Source organism: Bacillus sp. C30, from assembly GCF_040838255.1.
Classification (GTDB): domain Bacteria; phylum Bacillota; class Bacilli; order Bacillales; family Bacillaceae_G; genus Bacillus_A; species Bacillus_A mycoides.
Window position 1 is genome coordinate 1 of sequence record NZ_JBFPJH010000298.1, and the last position, 3968, is coordinate 3968.

Consider the following 3968-nt stretch of genomic DNA (forward strand, 5'->3'; position numbering starts at 1 on the left):
ACGGGCAGTAAGACCCCCACCTCAAAATTCAGCGAAAGCAAAGAAGTTAGGTGGGTGATCAACTGCCCGTAAAAGCCCGATTGGTGAGGGCTAATAATCAGTGGGAGATGAAGAACCCCCCACTGATTAAAGTTTCACTTTATAAGAGGAGAGATTCGTATGAGCACGAATTGGAAAAGCGTCGAACACCGCATTTATACAATGTGTATGATTCAACATAATAACGAAGTATTACTAATACAACGGCCGGATCATCTAGGCTTCCCTGGTTACATCGCTCCTGGCGGTAAAGTAGATTTTCCAGAAAGTATCGTTCAAGCTGCTAAACGAGAAGTAAAAGAAGAAACTGGATTACTTGTTTCAAATTTAACTTTTAAGGGATTAGATGAATACGTAAATCCGAAAGAAAATGTTCGATATATGGTATTTAACTATTGGACAGATTCATTTGAAGGTGAACTCCTTTTGAATCCTCCTGAAGGCGAATTATTATGGGTGCCAATTGATACAGCACTCAATCTTCCTATGCAAGATTGGTTTAAAGAGAGATTCCCATTATTTTTTGAAAAAGGTACGTTTGAAATTCAGCGTGTTTGGGACCAAGACTTGGATAAACAAGTTGCTATGACAATTACCCATACGTAAAAAAGCTTGGAATCTCTCCAAGCCTTTCTTACTTTCCCTCTATTTTCTTAATCTCATAATCAATTTCTAAAAAATTAACTCCAAATATCCACATTCTATGATTAGCTTCTAATATTTGATCCTTTCTCTCTTTAATAATAAAAGTCTCTGCTAATGGTAAGCGTATTGTAAAGAAGCGGGTATGTAAGTATATCCCTTCATCTCCCTTACGACGCTCTCTTAGCTTACTTGTAATCATTAACTGGTTCGTATCATTGTACAACTTCAAAATACCAGTCATATTCGAATATGGTAAAGGCAATGCGATATTCATATATGTCTCGTTCTTGTATGCATGCTTTGAATAGAGGGCTACAAAAACAGACTCTCCTGCTTCATTTTTTCTTAGCCAAGCCCTTACATTCTCTCTTCCATCCTTCTCATCTATTATCCCAATGATAGAGCCATGCATCGTTTCCCACTTGCCGCCCATTCCTAAATGTATTTGTCCTACACGCTTACTCATTTTCTCATAACAAAATGCAACCGGGCGGAACCAACGAGTCCATTTAATATGCGATTGTAACTCATACTCTTTTGTATTTTCATAAAAACGAATAATACTTAAAGGAATCTTCGTCATGTCAAATGCCTCACTATGAAAATCATTCATTTTATCAACTAAACCTTTGTATTCCTTGCTATCTATTAAATTTCTGTTATGTAAAAATGCTTCACCAACTGTCGCATTTCCTCTTAACCTGCTCATTGTTTTCCCGTAATATTTATAATTCGGAGTACTCTTTTCAATCATCCAACCAAGAAAAGCTGGTAACGCTACTCCAATTCCATTTACAACACCGTGAATCCAGACCATTTGTGCAATTGTAATCGTCATTACTTGTTTGAAATTTCCGTATGAATATATGAGTGAAAACATTATTGTTACCATAAGTGTACTGGATGAAAGAGTAAGGAGAATCTTTGCACTTATAGCATTGAATTTCGTTCTCCATACGTAAATCCCATATCCATAAATGGCACATAAATATATGAACACTGCAAAAAATTCAAATACCCTCGAATACGTAATTCCTATTGCAACTGTCATTGGAGAAATGACGATGATAAACATAATAGAGTCATATAACTTACTTCCCCGTTCTCTTTTTCTTCCAAGTAAACCAGCTGATAACGGCAATAAAAATGCCGAATAATGAAAGTGTGCCGCTGTAAGTAAAACAATGTCAGAACTAAAGTGCATAATTGAAACCTTTGCTACTGAAGCAAAAAACCAAAAACCACCTAAAAACAAATAAATAAACGCACTATCGATAGCCGTCTCTTCTATCGGTTTCCATCCTCTTTCTAACAATCTACTTACACCAAATAACGCAACGATTCCTGTATATGCAAACCAAAGTAGCGCAAAGAAATAGTGATTTGTTACGAAAGCTAGCATTGCACTGATTGCTGCGATTGGATATAAAAACGATACAAATTTATAAAATAATACATACGATCCATTTCTTTTTTTCTTGTCAATAATACAAAAAGACATCGGTATAAATAACAAAATAGATAATAAAATAATTGCTTCAACTGGGTTTACATTTGACCACTCATATTTTAGAAAAATAATATAGCAAGCAAGCCCAAATAGTATATTCTTCATCTCGTTTATTTCCTTTCCACAAATGTTCCCTTATATGAAAATAACGAACCAATTAACGGATTCCGTACTTGTACATGAATTCGAAAACATTGCAGTGCATCATCATAACTTTCAACAATTTTTGCCTCTCCATATAAAAATTTTGGTAACGGGATTTTTCTACCAAACATATAAAACCATTGTTTCTTTGAGGAAATATGTATCCCGCCTTTTTCATCAATATAGAAATTCAATGTAGAAACGAGTATATGTGGCTCACCAAAATAATCTACAATTTCATTATTCTCTTCATCCAACTTCATAACAGCGTTAAAATATCTTTTCTTATTATGAAAATAAAAAGTACGATTCCACCGTACAAATTCGTTCCCCTGTCCATCTCGCTCAGCGGTATTATGTATCACAAACGGAACTTTTTGCCCTCGCTCAGAGAAAAACATACGGAACTTCGATGTAATTTTTAATATTAATTTAACGAAAAAAGATCCTCCATAAATTTCATCCATTTCCCCTTCCCCAATAAAGCTATTTTCCTTTGTTATCGCATATCGTTCCTGCAATTTTGGATGAAGCCTTTTATAAGAATCCCCTAATAATCTTTCATAAATATTAACCATATACTTATCCCTTTCTCGTCCTCTTGCAATTTTTTGCGCTTGGCAAATTAGTGCTATTTATATAACCGACAATCGATAACCCTATTAGAAGAAAATTTAATGTAATCGGATTAAACGGTTGCGTAAAACTTGTGATATTCGTAATTCCTGCCGCAATTGTTAAGGCGATTAACATAATAATATGCCCTATAAATAATTTTCGTTTTGGAAGTGGCAATAGCCATATCACACCCAATATTATTTCTAGAAATCCAACTATTTTAAGCATAAAAATACTATTTTCATTCGATCCGATTAGTACAGAAAGCATCTTCACTTCTTCTGGATGAGTAAACATCACTTTCGGTACAATCCCTTGATATAACCATACGAAAGCAAATAAAAAGCAAACTAGCCAATACGTCATCGTTCTTCTAATTAGCAACTTAGGATGAAGTCCCTTTTCTAACCATAATTTTAAAGCATCAAAACTCCATGCAGTTGCCCAACCTAATAGTGGACGAAAAACATATAAATCTATCACATTTCCTATACGACCAAATCTCGTATCATAATCATATTGCGTTTCAAAATGAATATGTTCTTCATTCGGTGTATACTTCCAATAACCACGCCCTATTTGTATAAGTGATAATTGATTGTCTGTCCAAAATTTTAAAGAGGAAATGCGTTCTCCAGTTTCTTTTCTTATTTCACCTATCGATTCCCCTTCTCCGGCTATTTCAAGTCCAAATCCGATCTTTGTTTTATATAAAAACTTCTGTGGTTCTCCCTCTTTTTTTTCTAAATACGAAATCTCAGTAAAACGAGCATCCCACTCTGTATGTATATCAGGCTCTTGTGTATATGCCCATAGTTTCTCCATTGTTGTGTTCATTTCTGTGGCTGCATAAATAGGCTTTTTCTTCCCCATCCTTCCACCTCCCATGCGCTATATTTTCAATGTACATGCAATGAATTGATTTTGCTACATTTTTCACAAACTGATTTAATAAAAAGATAGAATTTCAAAAAAATACAAAAAACACTTGATTCCCTGAAAAATTTAAATT

The 3968-nt window shown here is 34.5% G+C and carries 4 protein-coding genes; 1 reads left to right on the plus strand and 3 read right to left on the minus strand.

Annotated features, from left to right (window positions below):
- The first annotated feature begins 159 nt into the window (after positions 1-159).
- The gene (locus AB3X49_RS18875) at positions 160-645 is read left to right on the plus strand and encodes an 8-oxo-dGTP diphosphatase (protein ID WP_002135545.1); all 486 of its coding nucleotides are present in this window, start codon (positions 160-162) and stop codon (positions 643-645) included.
- A gap of 28 nt (positions 646-673) precedes the next feature.
- On the opposite strand, the gene AB3X49_RS18880 is transcribed toward AB3X49_RS18875, so the two are convergent.
- From AB3X49_RS18880 to AB3X49_RS18890, 3 genes are read right to left on the minus strand one after another with little or no spacing between them, the layout of a single operon-like run.
- Positions 674-2299 carry a YndJ family protein gene (locus tag AB3X49_RS18880; RefSeq protein WP_367963999.1) on the minus strand — a complete coding sequence of 542 codons (1626 nt, stop codon included), beginning with the start codon at positions 2297-2299 and terminating at the stop codon, positions 674-676.
- Positions 2300-2304: 5 nt separating this feature from the next.
- Positions 2305-2916, minus strand: coding sequence for a DUF4166 domain-containing protein (locus AB3X49_RS18885; protein WP_061675730.1), 612 nt, complete (start codon positions 2914-2916; stop codon positions 2305-2307).
- A 4-nt stretch (positions 2917-2920) separates the two neighbouring features.
- On the minus strand, positions 2921-3829 hold the full coding sequence (locus AB3X49_RS18890; RefSeq protein ID WP_367964001.1) for a DoxX-like family protein: 909 nt from the start codon (positions 3827-3829) through the stop codon (positions 2921-2923).
- Positions 3830-3968: the final 139 nt, after the last annotated feature.

Bases quoted from the DNA above. Each gene is read 5' to 3' on its own strand.
- AB3X49_RS18880 (WP_367963999.1), bottom strand. From the start codon at position 2,299: ATGAAGAATATACTATTTGGGCTTGCTTGCTATATTATTTTTCTAAAA.
- AB3X49_RS18885 (WP_061675730.1), bottom strand. From the start codon at position 2,916: ATGGTTAATATTTATGAAAGATTATTAGGGGATTCTTATAAAAGGCTT.
- AB3X49_RS18890 (WP_367964001.1), bottom strand. From the start codon at position 3,829: ATGGGGAAGAAAAAGCCTATTTATGCAGCCACAGAAATGAACACAACA.
- AB3X49_RS18875 (WP_002135545.1), top strand. From the start codon at position 160: ATGAGCACGAATTGGAAAAGCGTCGAACACCGCATTTATACAATGTGT.